Genomic DNA, 19458 nt, shown 5'->3' on the forward strand with positions numbered 1-19458 from the left:
ACGCGCGAATACAACCTCGCGCTCGGCGACCGGCGCGCGAACGCGGCCAAGAACTACCTGGCGGCGCGCGGCGTCGCGACCGAGCGGATGACGACGATCAGCTACGGCAAAGAGCGGCCGGTAGCGGTATCGTCGGACGACCAGAGCTACGCGCAGAACCGGCGGGCGGTGACGATAATTCTTAGCCGATAATGGTCGACGCCTAAGCGAATCGCGGATGGCGCAGTACCAAAAAGCCAAGTAGATTATTGCCGAAGCCAGATGAGGAGGTCACATCATGTTCGCTGTCGGAGGTCTGAACGTAGGTGCGCTGATCGGCGCGGCTGTTAGCGCTGCAAAGGTAGACAAGCCGCTCCTAAGCGCGATCGAGCGAACCTACCAAGTGGCGCAAGACCGAGTCGAGACGTGGAGCGCCAAGCTGTTCGGCGCTATTCCGATGGGCGGAACCGGCGGCTCGCGCGAGCTTACCGCGACCGAGGGCAAGCTGCTCGACCAACTGACCCTCGATCGGGGCGTCGTGGGCCTGCAGCGCTTCAAGACGATCGCAGGCGATGCGTTCTCGGTAGCTGACCGTCGAGTCCCGCCGTCGGCCTCTATGCCACCCGAGGTACGTCGGACCCTCGACGACAAGCCTGCGGATGTACGCGCAACGGCCATTGAGCAGTGGCCGCGCAACGACGGTCATAACGACGCCTTCCGACATGCTTTCTGGAATGCGCGGCTCACCGCCGAGTTCGGCGAAAACTGGACCAAGCAGTTCGCCACCGCGCATGAAGGATCGAATATCGGCAATTCGACGCGCGAAGCCATGGATCTATATAATAACGAGGTGGGGCGGCGCGTCGCAACGGAGAATCCTCGCGCTACTCCCGAGCAGCTTGCCGATTTGGTAAAGCAGGCGTTGGATGCCGGCGAGTTGGTCGTGATCGGTCGCAACGGGCACTTGAATTGGAGCGACGCAGTCGCGAACGGACGACATGGTGTCTCCAAGCAACTAGGCGTAGCCGACGCCATCCGGGTGCCGGCCGGCGACGCATCCGCGCGGTGAGAGTTTGACAAGCGTCGGGTCAGGCCTGTCCAGGCTGCTTCTCGTCGTATCGGCGGCGATGCTTGGGAACGCGTGCGGAGAGACGAGAATGGAGCCCAGTGGTGCCGGATGGGACCGTGCGACTTGGGATCGAGGGCGCGGTGTCGCCGATCAGCCGAACCCAAGGCTGGATTTAGCGTCGTCCCTGGGCGATGCCGGCGTGGTGCCGGGAGCGTCGCGCGACCGCGTGCGAACCCTTCTTGGTCCACCGGATCGGCCCGGCGTCTCGGAAGACCTTTGGCATCTCGGGCGTAACGATCTGGCTCCCGAGCTGCTCAGCCTCATCGTAGAGTATGATGTGCAAGGGCAGGTAGTGCGCGTCGCTCAACGCCGATCCTAAGGACGTTCGAGACCCGGACGGCTTGGAAACTTTCTATCGTGCTTCCTCGATGCTGAGTTCAACGGCGGCGCGGCTCCGGGGTAAAAGCGCGGGCGGGGTCGAACGCCTCGTCCAGTAGGCGGGCGAGGCGGAGGCCTGCGCGGGTGACCTGCAGGCGCTGCGGTTCGATCGCGGCTTGGATCGCGGGCTCGTTTAGTTGGACGCGTGCGGTCGGCTTGGGGCCGCAGGGGTCGCCTAGCGCGAGGCGGTAGGATACGTCGCGGCTGACGGTCCAGGCTTCGCGGCTCCAGTCCTCGGTGGTGCCGGCCGCGAGCGCGGCGCGCTCGGTGGGCGTGTAGGTGCGCAGCAGCATGGGCGGGGTCGTGACGGCACGGTCGGCAAGGGGCGTGTCCCAGATGCCGTGGAGGTTCAGCCACTCGGGGGCGTAGATGCCGTATGCCGCCTTGACGTCGTTGCCGCCTCTGTCGCTCCGGTCGCCGGCATGGAGCGGCATGTGGAGGTCGCCGACGAAGTGGATCAGGAAGGCGAGCGCCGCGACCTTCTCGCGCCGGGGAATGGTACGGTCCTGGAGCAGCTTCACCTGGCGGTCAATCTGGGCGGAGACGCAATTGCCGTCGCGGCAGGCGGATTTCAGGTCGAACGGGCGGCAGATGTCGACATTCTGATAATGCCAGGGGTTGGTGTAGCTGAAGCGGTTGGATAGGTTCCGTATGCAGTCGGGCCAGACGCTCGCCTTCGCAGCGGTGGCGGCGGCGCAGGTCGGGGTCTCGAGCAGCGGTGCGCGGGCCAGAAGCGCGCGGACTTGGGCGGCCGTACGCGGATCGGCGTTCCGGAGGGCGATGGCGGCGATCGTCTCGTGGCCGAGCACGCCGTAGGCGGCGGCGGGGCGGGGGAGCACGAGCAGCAGCGCGGCAAGCAGGGCGGGAAGGAACCTCATGGCCGCGCCCGTAGCGGCTCGGTCAGTCGCGGTATAGCGCGACCTCCGGGCCGGTGGTGGACGAGATGCGCGCGCGGTACATGCCGGGCGTGGTGAACGCCCAAGCACCCTCGCCGTCGGGGGCGACGACGATCGCGCCGCCGGTGCCGCCGAGTCCGGTCACCTCCGCCAGCACCGCCGCCGCCGCCGTGGCGGGGTCCTCGCCCGCCAGCCGCATCCGCGCGGCAATCGCGCCGGCGGCGTTCGTGCGGAGGAACTGCTCGCCCGAACCCGTGCAGGATATCGCGCCCGCGCGGTCGTCTGCCCAGGTGCCTGAACCGATCACGGGGGTGTCGCCGATCCGGTCCCAGCGTTTGCCCGTCACCCCACCGGTCGAAGTCGCGGCGGCTAGGCGGCCGTGCCGATCGCGGGCGACCGCGCCGACGGTGCCGTACTTCATCTCCGCATCGTACTCGTCCGGGTCGCGGGCGAGGAGTTCGGCCAGGTTGGCGCGGCGTTCGGAGGTGACGAACCAATCGGAAGCGGCTTGTTCGAGACCGTAGGCGAGCGAAAACGCGTCCGCGCCGGGGGCGGCGAGGAAGACGTGGGGGCTCCGCTCCATCACCGCGCGCGCGAGTGTGACCGGGTGGCGGGTGCGCGAGACGCCGCAGACCGCGCCCGCGCCTCGGCCGGTGCCCTCCATGATCGCGGCGTCGAGCGCGACGCGGCCGTCGCCGGTCAGCGCCGCGCCGTGGCCGGCATTGAAGTGCGGGTCGTCTTCCAGCGCGCGGACCGACGCTTCGACCGCGTCCAACGCCGCGCCGCCCGATCGGAGCACCGCCGCCCCCGCCTCCAGCGCGGCGGCGAGCGCGGCGCGGGTCGACGCCTCGCGTTCCGGCGTCATCGCCGCGCGCTCGATCACCCCCGCGCCGCCGTGGATCAGTAGGGTCCATTGGTCGTCGGTGGTGGTCATGCGCCTCAAGTCCGGGAAGGGGTGTGCCGCGCGGCGCTTGGGGTTATATCGGTCCCATGTCCATTCGTCCGTGGCGCGACATCGTCCGCCGTCAGAGCCGTCAGATCATGGTCGGCGCCGTCCCCGTCGGCGGCGGCGCGCCCGTCACCGTGCAGACGATGACCAACACGCCGACCAGCGATCCGGTCGCGACGCTCAACCAGATCCGGCGGTGCGAGGAGGCGGGAGCGGATATCATCCGCGTGTCGTGCCCCGACGTGGGATCGACGGCGGCGCTCGGCCAGATCGTGCGCGCGGCGCGGGTGCCGATCGTGGCGGACATCCATTTCCACTATAAGCGCGCGCTGGAGGCGGCGGATGCGGGCGCGGCGTGCCTGCGCATCAACCCGGGCAACATTGGCTCGTCGGAGCGCGTCGCGGAGGTCGTCCGCGCAGCCAAGGCGAACGGCTGCGCGATCCGCATCGGCGTGAACGGCGGCTCGCTTGAGCGGCACCTGCTGGAGAAGTACGGCGAGCCGTGCCCCGAGGCGCTGGTCGAGTCCGCGCTCGATCATATCAGGCTGCTCCAGGATCACGATTTCCACGAGTTCAAGGTGGCGGTGAAAGCGTCGGACCTGTTCCTGGCGGTCGCGGCGTATCAGCAGCTGGCCGAAGTGGTCGATTGCCCGCTGCATCTGGGGATCACCGAGGCGGGCGGGTTCGTGGGCGGCACCGTCAAGTCGGCGATCGGCATGGGCACGCTGTTGTGGGCGGGGATCGGCGATACGATCCGCGTGTCGCTGTCGGCGGAGCCCGAGGAGGAGGTGCGCGTCGGGTTCGAGATGCTCAAGGCGCTCGGCATCCGCAACCGGGGCGTACGGGTGGTGTCGTGTCCCTCGTGCGCGCGCCAGGGGTTCGACGTAATCCGCACCGTGCAGACGCTGGAGGAGCGGTTGCAGCATATCCGCACGCCGTTGTCGCTGTCGGTGCTGGGCTGCGTCGTCAACGGCCCGGGCGAGGCGCGGGAGACCGACATCGGGCTGACGGGCGGGGGCAACGGCAAGCATATGGTCTATCTGTCGGGGGTGACCGACCATCATGTGCAGGACCAGGGCATGGTCGACCACATCGTCGCGCTGGTCGAGGCCAAGGCGGCGGAGATCGAGCGTGACGACGCGGCGCGGGCGCTGGCGGCGGCTTAGGTCCTGTGGTACCGCTTAGGTACCGAAAGGCCATGGATGACCTATCACGCTAAAGTCATTGCTGGAGGCAAAGTCGTCATCCCGGCCGACCTGCGGCGTGAGCTGGAGATCAAGGACGGCGACTCGATCGTGTTCGAGCGCGACGGGGCGGGCGCTGTGACGATGCGCACGTTCCTGCAGGTTGTGGCGGAGGAGCAGCGCAAATTTCGTGCGATGGTCGGACCGGATTATTCCGTCGACGACTTTCTCGCTGACCGTGTGGTGGACTGGCCCGAAGCGTGACGGTCGTCATCGATGCCGCCGCGTTGCTGGCGGTGCTTTTGGACGAACCCGGCGCGGAGGTCGTGCTGCCTGTTTTGCGGACAAGCATCATGTCGGCGGTCAACCTCTCGGAGTCGTGCTCCCGGGGCGTGGAGCGCGGCGCCACCATTGAAGCGGTACTTGGGGCTACGAGGCGGTAGTGGTGCCGTTCGATCTGTTCCAGGCGCAACGCGCGGCGGAATTACGGCCCGGGACGCGCCATGCCGGTTCCTCATTGGGCGACCGCGCATGCCTGGCGTTGGCGCAGATCCGGTCGCTGCCAATCTATACCGCCGACCGACGGATGGGATCGCTCGACGGCAAGCTCGACATAGCGATCCGGTTGATCCGCGACTGACGTTAACCAACCCGCTTAGCGTTGACGTGCGTGTTGGGCTCATATGACGCTGTCCATGAAGATCGCGCTTCTCTGCACCGTGGTCGTCGGCGTCGTGATCGGCGTGTCGTTGCCCGTCTCGCCGCCCGCGGGGTCGCCGGGGCCCGTCACGGTTGCCGCCGTAGCCGCCGCCGAGCCGGAGGACCCGCCGGTCGATACCGTGTTGAAGCGCAGTCCCGGCGGGCATTTCTATGCGGTGGTCGAGGTGAACGGGGAGCCGATCCGCTTCCTCGTCGACACGGGCGCGAGCGTGGTCGCGATGACCCAAGCCGACGCCAAGCGCGCGCACATTATCTTCGACCAGGGCGACTTCGTGGCCGTAGGCAAAGGCGCGGCCGGGGTCGTGCGGGGCAAGGAGGTCGCGATCGATCGGATCGTGCTCGACGGCAAGACGGCGCGCGGCCTGCGCGGGATCGTGATGGCCGATAGCGAGATGTCGCTGCTGGGACAGAACTATCTCCGCAACCTGGACGTGGCGATCAAGGGCGACACGATGACGCTGCGCTGAGAAGGGCGACGACGCCGTGTCGAGTGCGATTGTGTAGGCGAGCTCAGCGGCTATGCCGCCTGCATGGCCACCACCCCCGCCAAGCCCGTTCCCGCCGCGCTCGCTTTCGCGGTCGCCTGCGCGGCGGTCGGCACCTACGCGGCGATGGACGTGTTCATGAAGGCGCTGTCGATCCAGTCGGGCGCGTACGGGGCGGTGTTGTGGCGATCGGTCGCGGGGGTGGCGATCTCGGGCGCGATGTTCGCCGCTCGGAAAGGACGCTGGCCTGGGCGGGCGACGCTTCGGCTTCACGTCCTGCGCGGGGCTACGGCGGGCGTGTCGGTGCTGTTCTTCTTTTGGGGGCTCGCGCGGATCCCGATGGCGAAGGGCGTGGCGCTGACCTTCCTCGCGCCGCTGATCGCGTTGTTCCTGGCAGCGGGGATGCTGGGCGAGACGCTGCGGCGCGCGGCGGTGTGGGGGTCGCTGGTCGCGTCGGCGGGGGTGCTCGTGATCGCGTGGGGCGAGGTGGAGGCGGGCGCGTCGACCGACAGCGTGCTGGGCGCGCTGGCGGTGTTCGTCGCCTCGATCTTCTATGCGGTCAGCCTGATTCTCCTGCGCCAGCAAGCGCAAGCGGCGGACCCGGTCGAGGTGACGCTGTTCACCGGGCTGGTGGTGGGGGGCATGCTGCTGCCCGCCGCGCCGTGGCTGGCGGGCATGCCCGCCGCCGGACAGTGGCCGCTGGTGATCGCGGCGGCGGTGCTGGGAACGGTGTCGTCGATCGGGTTCGCCTGGGCCTATTCGCATGCGGAGGCTCAGGTCCTGGCGCCGGTCGAGTATACCGCCTTCGCCTGGGCGGCCCTGTTCGGCTGGGTGGCGTTCGAGGAGGTGGTGACGGCGTTCACGATCGGGGGCACGGCGCTGATCGTGCTGGGGTGCCTGGTGGCGGTCCGGCGCGCGGCGGGACCGGTACCGGAGCCGGAGGCGGGGGCGTGACCCCATCTCACCCGCTCCGCAGGGCGGCCGCGTGATGGCGGTCGATGCGGGACTGGTGGCTTGGGTGACGGAGGCGATGGAGCCGGTCGGGGCCGTCACGCACCGCGCGATGATGGGCGGGGCGACGCTCTACCTCGACGGCGTGGTGTTCGCGATCGTCGACGACGACGCGCTGTGGTTCAAGGCGGACAAGCTGTCCGACGCGCGGTGGGACGCGGCGGGGACGGCGCGGTTCACCTACAGCATGGGCGAGGGACGGACGGGAACGATGAACTACCGCCGCGCGCCGGACGAGATCTACGATGACGCCGACGAGCTGCGGCGTTGGGCCGCGCTGGCGCTGGAGGCCGGCGCGCGCGGGCCGGCCAAGCGCAGGCGCAAGGAATAGGGGAGCCGCCGGTCGGACCGGCGGCTCGCACCTCGATCAGCCGAAGACGACGCGGGTCGTGCGGCGGCGGACGGCGGCGCCGACGACGCCGAAGCCCAGGATCATCATGGCCCAGCTTGCGGGTTCGGGCACGGCCGAGACGAGCGGGGCGACCTGGAATGCGGTGACGAGGCCCGCACCCTGCTGGACGAAGAAGGCGTTCGGGGCGTTCACCTGACCCTGGCCGCCCACGACGCGCGATACCGCGTTCGAGCCGCCGGTCACGAAGTCGAACTGCGTCGTCAGTCCCCCTGAAAAGTTGAACACGTCCAGCAGCAGGTCGCCGACGGTCGGATCGTAGGTGAAGGGCGTCGCGAACGGGATGATGATGTCGAACGGCTGGACCGACCCGTCCCGCTTGGCGGGAGCGGTGCTCTGGAGGGTGAGCGCGCCATTGAAGACGGTGACGTTGTCGCGGCCGACATTGGCGGCGAACACCGAGCTCGCGGCGCCCTGGCGCGTCAGGGCGGTCGACAAGTTGAGCGTGATGGATGAGATCGTCGATGCGAAGGGGTTGCCGCCGCTGGGATCGCTCGCCTGACGGAACTTGATCGCGTTCAGCGTGACCGGCGCGGAGCCGAACTGCGCGGCCGCGTAGATCTGCTGGTAGCGCTGCGACACGCCGTTATTCAGGTTGAAGGGAAAAGTCTGGTTGGAGCCGCCGCTGCGCGTGGCGGTGACGCCCGGCACGACGATGTCCTGAGCCAGAGCGGGAGCCGCGCCAAGCACGGACGACAGCATGACGGCGGCGATGAATGGAAGGTTCTTCATGACGGCTCCCCGGAGATGGAGCTCCGCCGCTAGAACGTTCCGAGGCGTGGTTAAACAACTCTTAAAAACGCAACGGTACGGTCATGCGACCGCAACAGTTCTCACCGCACCTAAGCGGAGGCGGAGCCGTATTGGCGACGGCTCCGGCGATTCCTCAGCGCCGCGAAGTCATCATTCGGCCGGGTCGCGCCCGGCGATCTCCGGCGCGTCGTGGGGTTCCTCGCCGCGCGCCTTGGCCTCGTCGTAACGCTGGATCGCCTCCAGCGTGATCCGCCTGGCCTCGTCGCGGCCGCCCCAGGTGCCGACGCGGACCCACTTCATCTTCTCCAGGTCCTTATAATGGGTAAAGAAATGCTCGATCTGCTCGAACACGATCTCGGGCATGTCGCCGCGCTCGTTGACGTTCGAGTAGTAGGGGAAGGTCGAGTCGACCGGCACGCAGACGAGCTTCTCGTCGCCGCCCGCCTCGTCCTCGAGGTTCAGCACCGCGATCGGGCGGGCGCGCACCACGCAGCCGGGGATGAAGGGCGAGCGCGCGACGACCAGCGCGTCCAAGGGATCGCCGTCGGGCGATAGCGTGTGCGGCACAAAGCCGTAATTGGCCGGGTAGCGCATCGGGGTATGGAGGATGCGGTCGACGAACAGTGCGCCCGACGCCTTGTCGAATTCGTACTTCACCGGCTCGCCGCCGGTCGGCACCTCGATGATGACGTTCAGGTCGTCGGGCGGGTTCTTGCCGACGGGAATGAGATCGATACGCAACTTGTGTCCCCTTTACTGATATCAGCGCGGCGCGAGCAGCCGGTCCAGCCCATTCTCGCCGCTTCCGACCTTTTCGAGGCGCGGATAACGGGGGCCGTCGTGATAGTCGACCGCGACCTCGCGAACGCGGTCGGCCGACTTCACCAACAGCCGGATCGGGTCGCGCGTTCCCTTGGCGGCCACGATCGCCGCCTTGAGCCGGTCGGCGGAGTAAGTCTGGCCGTTCACCGCCTGGATGATCGAGCCGACATCGACCCCGGCCTTGAAGGCGGGCGAGTCCCAGATGGAGGCCGTGACTTCGGCGTCCTTGTTGAGGATCAGGCCGAGCGAATAGCTCAGATTGACCAGGGTGCCCGCGCGTTCCGACTTGCCGAAGATGCTCGTCGGCTCGGCGGTATAGACGAGGCGGTAGCCGTTCATCGCGAAGCCGCCGATCGGGGTGGGCTGGCCCGTTTCGGTGATGCGGCGGCGGAGGAACCCGGCCCAGTCATAGGGCTGGATGGCGTTCAGCGTCCGCGCGACCTCCTCGAAATCATAGGTCAGCTCGCCCCAGTCGCCGTCCCGCATCCCATAGAAGGCGCGGGCGAAGTCGTCGATCGAACGGCGGCCGGCCGACTGGCGGCGGAGCATCGCGTCGACCTCCATCCAGATCAGCAGGCCTTCGTTGTAATAGTCCTCCGACCGCTGCCAGCTGGCCCAGCCTTTAGGGCGACGCGCCGAAATGACCGGATCGTTGGTGGTGTCGACCATCGGCCGCCATTCGCGCCCGCGCGCGTTCTGGAGGTTGGCGGCGATCAGCGCGTAGGCGTCGAGCGTGTCCTGTTTCGACACGATTCCCGACCGCGCCTGGAGCACATAGCCCCAGAACTGCGTCTGGCCCTCATACACCCACAGCAACGAGCCGCGCGTGGGGGTGCGGTAGTCGGGCGCCCACTGATCGGCGCCACGGCGGAACTTGCCGTCCCAGCTGTGGCTGAATTCGTGGGGAAGGAGATTGCGGCGGGTGACACTGTTTTCCCAATCGGTGAAATAACCCGGATTGACGCCGTTCTCCGACGAGCGGTGATGCTCCAGCCCGATGCCGCCGAGCTGATCGGTGATCGAGAGAAGGAACTCGTAGCGGTCGTAATGTTGCGCGCCGAAGGTCTTGACCGATTGGTCGACAAGGCGGCGGTGCGCGTCGATATGCTCGGGCTTGGCGGCGAGCTCCGCGGGGTCGTCGGCGAAGACGTTCAGGTCAACGCGCGGGGAGAGCGCCCACTCCTTATAATACCGGCCCGCCAGGACGGGGGAGTCGACCAATGTCTCGTAGTTTACCTGGTCGTAGCTATAGGTCCCGCCGCTCGCCCGCGCGGGGATGGCGGAAACGGCGGTCCAGCCAGTTGGGTATTTGACCGTCATCCTGACGGGGATCTGGCGGGTATAGTAGCCCGCCGGGTACAGGCTCATCGAATTGGGTTGGAGGCTGATCATCGTCGGGGTGACGACGATGCGGCCCTGGTCCGCCTTGGTTGCCGACGCGAACTGGAATTCTAGGTCGAGCCGCCGCGCGCCCTCGGGCACGTCGATATGGAAGGCGAACACGTCGACCGGATCGCGCGTCCACGGGACGGGGCGGCCGTTCGCGGTGATCTTGAGCCCGGTCAGCTTCTCGACCTCGCCGCGCGCCGCGTGGGTGCCGGGGAGGAACTTGGGGTAGAGGAGCGCCATGCGGCCGGGGCCCGATACGGGGATCGTCTCGCGCACACGGAAGATGCCGCGTTCGGTGTCGGTCGCGTCGATATCGAGCGCGATCACGCCGGGATAGGGCGTGTCGCGGGGAGCGGGGACCGTGTCGACGAAGGGCACGGGCTGCGGCGCGGAGTTGCCTTGCGGGACCTGCGCGACGGCGGCGGCAGAGACGGACGCGAACAGGGTCGTCACGAGTAGGGATCGGATCAAGGCGTTGCTCCGCGGGGCGAATGGGTGTGTCATCGTGTAGGCGGGCGGACCGCGATGCGTCCAGCGGCTCAATTCGCCCCGATCACGTCGCCCCGATCACGTTTATCGTGAACCCGATCACCCCGAGGTTGAATACGAACGCCGCCAGGCAATGCCCGGTCACCACCCGCCGCATCGTCCGGCCCGTTATGTCGACGTCCGAGGTCTGGAACGTCATGCCCAGCGTGAAGCCGAAATAGACGAACTCCCAATAAAGCGGCTCGCCGTCGCCGGGAAAGACCAGGCCCCCCGCGTCGCCGCCCCCGGCGTCGGTGTAGAACAGGTGCGCGTAATGCAGCACATAGACGCTGTTGGAGAAGAGCCAGGCGAGCGCGAGCGTCGCGACCACCAGCAGTCTCTCCACGCCGCCCAGCCCTCCCCGGAACGCGCCCGCGACCGCGACCAGGACGACGAGCGTGACGAGCCCGGTGAGGACGAGCAGCGCGGCCCGGTTCGCGTCGTTGTCGCGCGCGGCCGTGCGGATCCCTTCGGCATCGTGGTCGAGCAGGCGCGCCAGCATGGCCAGGAAGACGAGCGTCGCCGCGTCGAACGCCGCCATCGCGCCGTGACCGAGCCCAAGCAGCGGGGTCAGCGCGGCGGTCCCGAGCGCGAACAGCGCCGCGAAGATCAAGTAGGGTCGCGGCGCGATCCGCCGCCCGACGGGCTTCGATACGTCGGACGTCACCATGACGCGGATGCTAGCGCGACGGACCCCGCTCGCCTAGATGCCCGGCGCTACATGACCCGTATTCCGACTCCCAACCGCGTCCGCGGCACCCAGGACATCTTCGGCGACGAGCAGCGGCGGTTCGCGCACGTGCTGGACGCGTTCGAGCGGGTGCGGCGGCTGTATTGCTTCGGGCGGGTGGACGTGCCCGTGTTCGAGGCGACGGAGGTGTTCGCGCGCTCGATCGGCGAGACGACTGATGTGGTCTCCAAGGAAATGTACACTTTCCCCGACCGGGGCGGGGACTCGATCACGCTCCGCCCCGAGTTCACGGCGGGGATCGCGCGGGCGTTCCTGACGAACGGGTGGCGGCAGCATGCGCCGATGAAGCTCGCGACTTCCGGCCCGGTGTTCCGGTACGAGCGGCCGCAAAAGGGACGGTTCCGGCAATTCCATCAGATCGACGCGGAGGTGATCGGCGCGGCCGAGCCCGCCGCCGACGTCGAGCTGCTGGTGATGGCGGACCAACTGCTGCGCGAGCTCGGCATCGAGGGCGTGACGCTCCGGCTCAACACGCTGGGCGACGCGGAGACGCGCGATGCCTGGCGGGCGGCGCTGGTGGCGCATTTCAGGGCGCACCGGGACGCCTTGTCGGAGGAGTCGCTCGCGCGGCTGGCGAAGAACCCGCTGCGCATCCTCGACTCCAAGGACCCGCGAGACCGGCCGGTGGCGGACGCCGCGCCCGACATCGACGCGTATCTGACGGCGGAGGCGCGCGCGTTCTTCGACGCGGTGACGGCGGGGCTGGACGCGGCGGGGGTGGCGTGGACGCGCGATGCCCGGCTGGTGCGCGGGCTCGATTACTACCGCCACACCGCGTTCGAGTTCACGACCGACCGGCTGGGCGCGCAGGGGACGGTGCTGGCGGGCGGGCGCTATGACGGGCTGATCGGCTCACTCGGCGGGCCGGAGACGCCGGGCGTCGGCTGGGCCGCGGGGGTGGAGCGGCTGGCGATGCTGGTGGCGGAGCTGCCTGAGGAAGCTGTCAAGCTCGCGGTAGTAGCTGACCGCACTGAATTGGACTCGGCCGCTCTTAAGGTAACCCAGTTTCTTCGAGATAAAGGCTTGGCAATTGAGAGCGCGTACTCCGGTAAGCCGAAGAAGCAGGCCGAAGCTGCGAAGAAGAGAAATGTAGATGGAGTGTTATACGTTCGAGACGAAAAAGACGGCGTGCCTGTTCTTCACCTCACGCAGTTTCGCCGGGATGACGGTAAACGGGTTTCTCGCGCGTTGATGACGGTGCTTCCTGATGAGTGGGCCCGCATTTCAGGCGATCAGCCCTAATGACCACCATCTCCCCCGACCGCATCCGGCAGATCGAGGCGCGGCGCGACGAATTGTCGGCGCTGATGGCGACGGGCGAGCTGCCGTCGGACCGCTTCGTCGCGGTGTCCAAGGAATATGCCGAGCTGGAGCCGGTCGCGGAAGCCGCGGGGCTGGTGCGGCGGTTGCGCGCGGAGGGGGAGAGCCTCGCCTTCATGGCCGGCGACGGCGACGAGGAGCTGCGCGCGATGGCGGCGGACGAGCTGCGCGACAACGGCGTGGCTCTGGGCGCGGCGGAGCGGCGGCTGGCGCTGGCGCTGCTTCCGCGCGACGCGGCGGACGAGCGTGCGGCGATGCTGGAGATCAGGGCGGGGACCGGCGGCGACGAGGCGGCGTTGTTCGGGGGCGACCTGTTCCGCATGTATCAGCGCTATGCCGAGCGGCAGGGTTGGCGGGTCGAGCTGATCTCCTCGTCGTCGTCCGACGCGGGCGGGTTCAAGGAGGTGGTCGCCTCCGTCACCGGGCAGGGCGTGTTCGCGCGGCTGAAGTTCGAGAGCGGCGTCCACCGCGTCCAGCGCGTGCCGGCGACCGAGGCGGGCGGGCGCATCCACACGTCCGCCGCCACCGTCGCGGTGCTGCCCGAGGCGGAGGATGTCGACGTCAAGATCGACGAGGCGCGCGACCTGCGGATCGACGTATATCGGTCGTCGGGACCGGGCGGGCAATCGGTCAACACCACCGACTCCGCCGTGCGGATCACACACTTGCCGACGGGGCTGGTCGTGATCCAGCAGGACGAGAAGTCGCAGCACAAGAACAAGGCCAAGGCTTTGCGGGTGCTCCGGACGCGGCTGTACGAGGCGGAGCGCGAGCGGCTGCACCAGGAGCGGGCGGGGGCACGGAAATCGATGGTGGGATCGGGGGACCGGTCGGAACGGATCCGGACGTACAACTTCCCGCAAGGGCGAGTGACGGACCACCGGATCAACCTGACCTTGCACCGGTTGCCCGAGATACTGGAGGGGGAGATGGACGAGCTGGTGGGGGCGCTGATCGCGGAGGATGAGGCTGAGCGGCTGGCGAGTCTGGATGGATAGACCGAAGCTGAACCTTCCAAACTTGCCCGTCCAACAACGCAGCTTTGCCCTCCTGACTCCCTCTCCCCCTCGGGGAGAGGGTTGGGGAGAGGGGCTATTCCGGGCGCGAGGCCTGTGACCGATACAGCCCCTCTCCCCGGCCCTCTCCCCGGAGGGGAGAGGGAGAAGGTGGGGTCGGCCCTCTCGCGGGCGACCGCTCGCTTCGGCTTCTCCGCCACCCCCCGCCTCGACGCCGAGCTCCTCATGGCGCATGCGCTCGGGACCACGTGGGAGGCGATGCTGCTCCACCGGCTCGACGATCCCGCCCCGGCCGCATTCGCCGACCTCGCCGAGCGGCGCGCGGCGCACGAGCCCGTCGCCTACATCACCGGTGTCCGCGATTTCTGGACGATCACGCTCCAGGTCGCGCCGGGCGTGCTGATCCCGCGCGCCGATTCGGAGACGCTGATCGAGGCGGCGATCGCGCATTTCGGGATGCGGAGTCCGCGCACCGTGCTCGATCTCGGCACCGGATCGGGCGCGCTGTTGCTCGCCGCGCTCGACCAGTGGCCCGGGGCGAGGGGGATCGGCGTCGACCGGTCGCCGGACGCGCTCGCGGTCGCCGCCGCCAATGCGGAACGGCTCGGCATGGCCGACCGGGCGGTGATCGTCGCGGGCGGATGGGAGGGGACGGGCGGGCCGCACGACCTGATCCTGTGCAATCCGCCTTATATCGAGACCGGTGCGGAGCTGCCGCGCGAGGTCGCCGGGTATGAACCGGCGGGTGCGTTGTTCGCCGGGCCGGACGGGCTGGACGACTACCGCGCCATCGCGCCGCTGCTCCGCGCGCGGATCGCGCCGGGGGGCGTCGCTTGCATCGAGATCGGGTCGACGCAGGGCGGGACCGCCGCCGCGCCGTTCCGCGCCGAGGGGCTCCGCGTCGCCGTTCGCCCGGATCTCGCCGGGCGCGACCGTTGCCTTGTGGTCACGCCTTGAACCGGTCCGGCTCGGGCCCCACCTTTCCGCTTGTCGGGCGGGCCGCGTCACCGCTATGACGATAACAGGGGCTTCCAAGATCTCGGCACGGGTCGCTTGATCTGGTCGCCCGTCTGCATCCTCACTGATGCGCCGTCCCGTCGCAGGATAGGCCGCGACATGGCTGAGGGCCGGTTTTTGCCGAAGCGCGGTGTTCGCGCACGGTTCGTCGCCCGGGGCGCACGGAGCAATTGATGGTTCACCAACGGGAACTCGCATGATCAACAATCGGCAGCAGACCGGCCGTAGGCGTGGGCGCGGCGGACAGCGTCCGGGCGGCGGTAACGGCGGCGGAGGGGGCGGCGCCCCCGGCCGGGCCGAGGGCGGCAACCGGATCGACAACCGCGCGCGGGGCAATGCGGCCCAGCTCTATGAGAAGTACAAGAGCATGGCCTCGGAGGCGCAGCGCCAGGGCGACCGCGTCAACACCGAATATTATCTGCAGTTCGCCGACCATTATTTCCGCGTTCTGAGCGAAAGCCGCGCGCGCTTCGACGATCAGCAGCCGCGGGCTCAGCAGAACCGGGGTGACGAGTTCGACCGGCAGCGGAACGGCCGCGACGAGTTCGGCGACGATCAGGATGCCGACGGCCCCGATACGGATGGGGACGATTTCGGCGACGAAGGCGATATGATCCGACCCGGGGATCAGATGCCCGGTGATCGAATGGTGGGCGACCGGATCGTCGGCGACCGAGTGGTGGAGCAGTCCCGCCAGCGTCCGCAGCAGCAGGCGCGTCCGCAGGCGAACGGCTCGCAGGGCGGTGATGGAGGCAATCGCCCGTACGAGGATCGCCGCCCGCGGCGTGACGAGGAGGACCGTCGCCCGCGCCAGAACGACCGGGAGCGCCAGGGCGGTCAGCCGCAAGGCGATGGACGGCCCGAACGCGACGACCGGCCTCGCGCGCAGGCTCCGGCGTCGATCCCGCCCGAGGTCCGGACCCCCGAGGCGCGGGCCGAGGCGATCGAGCCGTCGCTGCCGCTGGTCGCGCCCAACGCCGATGCGCCCCAGCCGCGCCGCCGCGGTCGCCCGCGCAAGGAGCCGGTCGCCGAGACTAGGTCGTTTGAGAGCGACGGCTCGGAGCCGAGCGGCTTCGACGCCGACCGGCTGCCGCCCGCGCTGGGCGTGGCCGCGGCGAACGGGACGGCGGACGGCGACGCTGCGGATGAGGGCGAGGTCAAGCCGCGCCGACGCCGCGCCCGCGCGGTAGAGGCTCCGGCCGCGGAGTGATCGCCCGCCATCGCTGATCGGATCAGGCCGGTCCCGCTCGCTGCGGGGCCGGCCTTTACCATTCGTCGAAGCGCTCGACGTCCTCGTCATGGCCGGTGCCCGAGCTGAGGAACACGAGCCCCATCAACAGGCCGGCCATGACGATTGAGCCGCCGACCCCGCCGATCACCGCCAGCATCGTGACCAGGCGGAGCGGCCCATGGACCACGCCCAACACCGCGATCACCGCCGCCGAGCAGGCGGTCGCCGCCGCGATCATCCACGCCATCAGTTCGCGGAACCGCGCCCAGGCGAAGCGGGCGTAATCGGGGTCGCCTAACCCATGGGGCTGGTCGTTCATCCTTTGCCAATGGCGATAGGCTGTGGTTTTCTCAAGCGGACGATAGCAGGAGAGAACCGATGACGATCGCGGCGATCCTCAAGACCAAGGGCGCGGACGTGGTGACGCTGCCGCCGTCGATGACGCTGGCGGGCGCGGTGGCGCTGCTGGCGGAGAAGCGCATCGGCGCGGCGCCGGTGGTCGAGGGCGACCGGGTGGTCGGTGTGTTTTCCGAACGCGACGTCGTCTATTGCCTGGCGGCCAAGGGCGCGGCGGCGTTGGAGCTCACCGTCGGCGAAGTCATGACCGCGCCCGCGCGCACCGTTTCGCCGGCCGAGCCTGTGCTCGGCGCGCTGTCGCTGATGACCCTACGGCGCATCCGACATCTGCCCGTGATCGAGGCCGATGAACAAGGGGGGCGGCTCGTCGGCTTCGTATCGATCGGCGACCTGGTGAAGCACCGGATCGACCGCATCGAGCAGGAAGCGGCGGCGATGCGGGACTACATCCAGTCTTCGTGACGCCCACGCGTCCTTAACCCGGCCGCGCTAACCCGCGCGCGATGCCGAGCGTCCGCGACCATCTCGACTGGCACCTCAAGCGGCCGCTCCACGGGCTGATCGCGCGGCGCGTGTTCTGGACGCCGCCGCTTCCCGCGCGAGACGACGGGGTGGTGCTTTTCTCGATGGTGGGTTCGAACGTGGTCGCGCCCTATCTGGTCGCGATCAAATCGCTGGGCCGCATGTTGGGACGGGGACGGGCGGTGGTGCTCGACGACGGAACGCTGACCGCCGCCGACCGCGAGCGCCTGCGTGCGCACTTGCCGGGCGTCGAGATCCGCGCGGCGGCGGCGGTCGATACGGGCGCGTGCCCGCGGGGCGGTTGTTGGGAGCGGCTGCTTGCGATCCTCGATCTGCGCGCGGAAGCCTACGTGGTGCAGCTCGACACCGATACGCTGACGCTTCGGGCCGTGCCGGAGGTGGCGGCGGCGATCGCGGCGAACCGCAGCTTCTCGCTCCGGGGCGAACCCGGCTCGCGGCTGATGACGGTGGGTGCGTTCGCGGCCGGGCTCGCGCCGATGGACCCGCCGCTCCACATCCAGCACGCGGCCGAGCGCGCGATGGCGCGGCTGGACCTCGATCTCCCCGAGCCGCGCTACTTTCGTGGTTGCGCAGGGTTCGCCGGATTCGCGCGCGGGGCGGGCGGGCGGGCTCTGGTCGAGGCATTCTCGGCGGCCCAGGCGCGGGCGGTGGGCGCGGAACGCTGGGCAAGCTGGGGGTCGGAGCAGGTCGCGTCAAACTTCGTCATCGCCAACGACGCCGACCCGTTGCTGCTCCCTCAGGGCCGATACCTCAATCATTGGGGCGGGCTGTTGCCGGCGGACGCGCGGTTCGCACACTTCCTGGGCACCTGCCGCTTCCGGGGTTCGACCTACATGGCCGAGACCGGGCGGGCGATACGGACCCTAGCGCGCGCGGGCTAAAGCCCACAGTTCGACCAGCGCCGGCCGGGCGAAAAGCAGCATCCATCCGCCGTAAGCCGCGCCGCCCAGCGCCACGAGGGCGGCGAGCCTGGAGGCGGGCGGAAACGCGCGGGCGAAGGTCGCGTCGGCGATCGTCACCGCCACCGCCATCGCCAACGCCGCCGCTAGGGGCGGCGCGAACACGCGGACGAGCGCCCCCAGTTCCACCCCGATCACCGGCAGCACCCGGCGGAGGCCGATCGCGAGCAGGACGGGAAATACCGCCGCCCAGCTCGCCGCCAGCCCGACCGCGCCCCAGCGCACCCCGACGAGCAGGAGCGGGGGGGCGAGGAGCGCCGCGACCAACGCGTTCCCGGGCCCGATGTCGGGCCGTCCCACCGCGTCGGCCGCCGGACCGAGCAGCACGTAGATCGCGTAGAAGGGCAGGGAGCAGGCGAGTACGCGCACCACCGGGGCGGCCCCGGCCCATTGCTCGCCCAGCACCGTCAGCACCAGCGGTTCCGCCGTCGCCGCCAGCCCGAGATGGAAGGGCATCGCCGCCACCGCGAACACGCGCGCGAACTGGAGGAAGGCGCGCGCGCGGGCGTCCGGGTCGTGCTGGAGCCGGGAATAGGCGGCGAAGGCGACATCGTGCAGTGGCGGAGCTACCTTGGATACGAAAATCCAGACCAGGAACAGGCTGGTGGTGTACAGGCCGAGTTCGTGCGCGGAGAAGTACCGTCCGGCGATAAAGATGTCGGACTGGCTCCAGAGGAAGGTGACGAACTGGCCCGTCGCCATCAGTCCGCCGTACCGCACCAGTCCCCTCGTGCTCCGGAAGTCGAACACCGGCCGCGGCAATCCGCCCGCCGCGATCGTCAGCAGTGTGCCCCGAACCGCGAACAGCGCCATCGGCGCCCAGACGAGGGTCCATACTCCCAAGCCCGCCGACGCCCCGCCGAGCGCGGTCGCGGCGCCGGCGAGCGAAGCGGCGATGTTCACCTTGGCCTGGCGCGAAAACTCCATGCCCCGCGCGAGCAGCGCCTGCGGGAGTGCCACGAAGGGGGTCGCGAGATAGAGCAGCGCCTGGACGCGGAGCAGGTCGGCCACCGACGGTTGCCGGTAATAGGCGGCGACGAGCGGGGCGGCGGCGATCTGCACCACGGCGAGGGTGACGTTCACGAGGATCAGCATCCCGAACAGCTGCGCGATCTCGCGGCGCGACACGTTCGGGCGTTGCACCACGCCGCTGGCCAGGCCGTAGCCGTTCAGGATGTTCAGGAAGACGAGGACGACCTGGGTCATCGCGAACAGGCCGTAATCGGCGGGCGTCAGGATCCGGATGACGAGGAACGTCGCGGTCCATTGCACGAGCTGCGCGACGATCTGGCTGCCCGACCGCCATATCACCGCGCGGCGGATGGTGCGCGCGAATCGTTCGGGGGGGCGACTGGAAGGGGGAGCAATGGCGGTCATCGCCGCTCGCTATGGACCCCACCTGTTGAAATGCCGTGAAATACTCCGATTTCCGGGTCTGGGCCGCGATAAAGACGGTTTGATGAAAAAAGTTGGAGAAAGGGTTTGACGGGCCGAGAAGCCCCGCATATATGGGTTTCACCGCAGCGATGCACCGGCAACGGAGCGACGCAGCGGTTACCGAGAACCAGGCGCTCAGGTAGCTCTTCGAAAGGAGGGTTACACGAAGCGTCGGTCTTTCGCGCTCTTTGACAT

Annotated in this window: 23 protein-coding genes; 15 read left to right on the plus strand and 8 right to left on the minus strand. The window is 68.9% G+C overall.

Going from position 1 to position 19458, the window contains the following annotated elements; genetic code table 11:
• Both ACFE7F_RS13590 and ACFE7F_RS13595 read left to right on the plus strand, forming a co-directional pair.
• Nucleotides 1-192: OmpA family protein (locus ACFE7F_RS13590; protein WP_375404388.1), on the plus strand; the 192-nt coding region annotated here is incomplete at its 5' end.
• 85 nt (nt 193-277) lie between these two features.
• Nucleotides 278-1048, plus strand: a complete 771-nt coding sequence (locus ACFE7F_RS13595) for a DUF6973 domain-containing protein (protein WP_375404389.1) — start codon at nt 278-280, stop codon at nt 1046-1048.
• Between the two features lie 437 nt (nt 1049-1485).
• Here the strand turns inward: ACFE7F_RS13595 and ACFE7F_RS13600 are convergent, their stop codons facing one another.
• On the minus strand, nt 1486-2364 hold the full coding sequence (locus tag ACFE7F_RS13600; protein ID WP_375404390.1) for a S1/P1 nuclease: 879 nt from the start codon (nt 2362-2364) through the stop codon (nt 1486-1488).
• Nucleotides 2365-2386: 22 nt separating this feature from the next.
• Complete coding sequence (locus ACFE7F_RS13605; RefSeq protein WP_375404391.1) at nt 2387-3316, minus strand: isoaspartyl peptidase/L-asparaginase family protein; 930 nt, start codon at nt 3314-3316, stop codon at nt 2387-2389.
• A gap of 56 nt (nt 3317-3372) precedes the next feature.
• Between ACFE7F_RS13605 and ispG the strand changes: the two genes are divergently transcribed.
• From ispG to ACFE7F_RS13640, 7 genes are all read left to right on the plus strand, one after another.
• Nucleotides 3373-4497, plus strand: a complete 1125-nt coding sequence (ispG, locus tag ACFE7F_RS13610; protein ID WP_375404392.1) for a flavodoxin-dependent (E)-4-hydroxy-3-methylbut-2-enyl-diphosphate synthase — start codon at nt 3373-3375, stop codon at nt 4495-4497.
• A 36-nt stretch (nt 4498-4533) separates the two neighbouring features.
• Nucleotides 4534-4779 (plus strand): AbrB/MazE/SpoVT family DNA-binding domain-containing protein, encoded by a 246-nt coding sequence (locus tag ACFE7F_RS13615; protein ID WP_375404393.1) that lies wholly within the window; start codon nt 4534-4536, stop codon nt 4777-4779.
• Nucleotides 4776-4958 (plus strand): hypothetical protein, encoded by a 183-nt coding sequence (locus ACFE7F_RS13620; RefSeq protein WP_375404394.1) that lies wholly within the window; start codon nt 4776-4778, stop codon nt 4956-4958. The genes ACFE7F_RS13615 and ACFE7F_RS13620 overlap by 4 nt, the downstream gene beginning before the upstream one ends.
• The gene (locus tag ACFE7F_RS13625) at nt 4958-5155 is read left to right on the plus strand and encodes a hypothetical protein (protein WP_375404395.1); all 198 of its coding nucleotides are present in this window, start codon (nt 4958-4960) and stop codon (nt 5153-5155) included. Before ACFE7F_RS13620 ends, ACFE7F_RS13625 begins: the two co-directional genes overlap by 1 nt.
• Before the next feature lie 55 nt (nt 5156-5210).
• A complete protein-coding gene (locus ACFE7F_RS13630; protein ID WP_375404396.1) occupies nt 5211-5702 on the plus strand; it encodes a TIGR02281 family clan AA aspartic protease in 492 nt (163 codons plus the stop codon).
• Nucleotides 5703-5765: 63 nt separating this feature from the next.
• On the plus strand, nt 5766-6674 hold the full coding sequence (locus ACFE7F_RS13635) for a DMT family transporter (protein WP_375404397.1): 909 nt from the start codon (nt 5766-5768) through the stop codon (nt 6672-6674).
• Between the two features lie 34 nt (nt 6675-6708).
• A complete protein-coding gene (locus ACFE7F_RS13640; RefSeq protein ID WP_375404410.1) occupies nt 6709-7062 on the plus strand; it encodes a TfoX/Sxy family protein in 354 nt (117 codons plus the stop codon).
• A 36-nt stretch (nt 7063-7098) separates the two neighbouring features.
• Here the strand turns inward: ACFE7F_RS13640 and ACFE7F_RS13645 are convergent, their stop codons facing one another.
• The 4 genes from ACFE7F_RS13645 to ACFE7F_RS13660 form a co-directional block, all read right to left on the minus strand.
• The gene (locus ACFE7F_RS13645) at nt 7099-7872 is read right to left on the minus strand and encodes a PEPxxWA-CTERM sorting domain-containing protein (protein WP_375404398.1); all 774 of its coding nucleotides are present in this window, start codon (nt 7870-7872) and stop codon (nt 7099-7101) included.
• Between the two features lie 171 nt (nt 7873-8043).
• The gene (ppa, locus tag ACFE7F_RS13650) at nt 8044-8634 is read right to left on the minus strand and encodes an inorganic diphosphatase (RefSeq protein ID WP_375404399.1); all 591 of its coding nucleotides are present in this window, start codon (nt 8632-8634) and stop codon (nt 8044-8046) included.
• A 21-nt stretch (nt 8635-8655) separates the two neighbouring features.
• Entirely contained in the window at nt 8656-10575 is a 1920-nt protein-coding gene (locus ACFE7F_RS13655; RefSeq protein WP_375404400.1) for a M61 family metallopeptidase, read from the minus strand.
• Nucleotides 10576-10657: 82 nt separating this feature from the next.
• Nucleotides 10658-11302 carry a DUF1345 domain-containing protein gene (locus ACFE7F_RS13660; protein ID WP_375404401.1) on the minus strand — a complete coding sequence of 215 codons (645 nt, stop codon included), beginning with the start codon at nt 11300-11302 and terminating at the stop codon, nt 10658-10660.
• Nucleotides 11303-11353: 51 nt separating this feature from the next.
• Between ACFE7F_RS13660 and hisS the strand changes: the two genes are divergently transcribed.
• The 4 genes from hisS (at nt 11354) to ACFE7F_RS13680 (ending at nt 15946) form a co-directional block, all read left to right on the plus strand.
• On the plus strand, nt 11354-12625 hold the full coding sequence (gene hisS / locus ACFE7F_RS13665) for a histidine--tRNA ligase (protein ID WP_375404402.1): 1272 nt from the start codon (nt 11354-11356) through the stop codon (nt 12623-12625).
• The gene (gene prfA / locus ACFE7F_RS13670; RefSeq protein ID WP_375404403.1) at nt 12625-13701 is read left to right on the plus strand and encodes a peptide chain release factor 1; all 1077 of its coding nucleotides are present in this window, start codon (nt 12625-12627) and stop codon (nt 13699-13701) included. Before hisS ends, prfA begins: the two co-directional genes overlap by 1 nt.
• Before the next feature lie 168 nt (nt 13702-13869).
• Complete coding sequence (prmC, locus tag ACFE7F_RS13675; RefSeq protein WP_375404404.1) at nt 13870-14676, plus strand: peptide chain release factor N(5)-glutamine methyltransferase; 807 nt, start codon at nt 13870-13872, stop codon at nt 14674-14676.
• 256 nt (nt 14677-14932) lie between these two features.
• Complete coding sequence (locus ACFE7F_RS13680) at nt 14933-15946, plus strand: DUF4167 domain-containing protein (RefSeq protein WP_375404405.1); 1014 nt, start codon at nt 14933-14935, stop codon at nt 15944-15946.
• A 55-nt stretch (nt 15947-16001) separates the two neighbouring features.
• On the opposite strand, the gene ACFE7F_RS13685 is transcribed toward ACFE7F_RS13680, so the two are convergent.
• Nucleotides 16002-16286 (minus strand): hypothetical protein, encoded by a 285-nt coding sequence (locus tag ACFE7F_RS13685; RefSeq protein WP_375404406.1) that lies wholly within the window; start codon nt 16284-16286, stop codon nt 16002-16004.
• A gap of 59 nt (nt 16287-16345) precedes the next feature.
• On the opposite strand from ACFE7F_RS13685, the gene ACFE7F_RS13690 reads away from it, so the two are divergent.
• Together ACFE7F_RS13690 and ACFE7F_RS13695 are read left to right on the plus strand one after the other, a co-directional pair.
• Nucleotides 16346-16786: a CBS domain-containing protein gene (locus tag ACFE7F_RS13690; RefSeq protein ID WP_375404407.1), complete on the plus strand. Its 441-nt coding sequence runs from the start codon at nt 16346-16348 to the stop codon at nt 16784-16786.
• Nucleotides 16787-16827: 41 nt separating this feature from the next.
• Nucleotides 16828-17748, plus strand: coding sequence for a hypothetical protein (locus ACFE7F_RS13695; RefSeq protein WP_375404408.1), 921 nt, complete (start codon nt 16828-16830; stop codon nt 17746-17748).
• On the opposite strand, the gene ACFE7F_RS13700 is transcribed toward ACFE7F_RS13695, so the two are convergent.
• The gene (locus tag ACFE7F_RS13700) at nt 17731-19203 is read right to left on the minus strand and encodes a lipopolysaccharide biosynthesis protein (RefSeq protein WP_375404409.1); all 1473 of its coding nucleotides are present in this window, start codon (nt 19201-19203) and stop codon (nt 17731-17733) included. The two genes, ACFE7F_RS13695 and ACFE7F_RS13700, sit on opposite strands and share 18 nt — an antisense overlap.
• Nucleotides 19204-19458 lie beyond the last annotated feature (255 nt).

The sequence above is a fragment of the uncultured Sphingomonas sp. genome (assembly GCF_964235535.1).
Taxonomy (GTDB): Bacteria; Pseudomonadota; Alphaproteobacteria; order Sphingomonadales; family Sphingomonadaceae; genus Sphingomonas.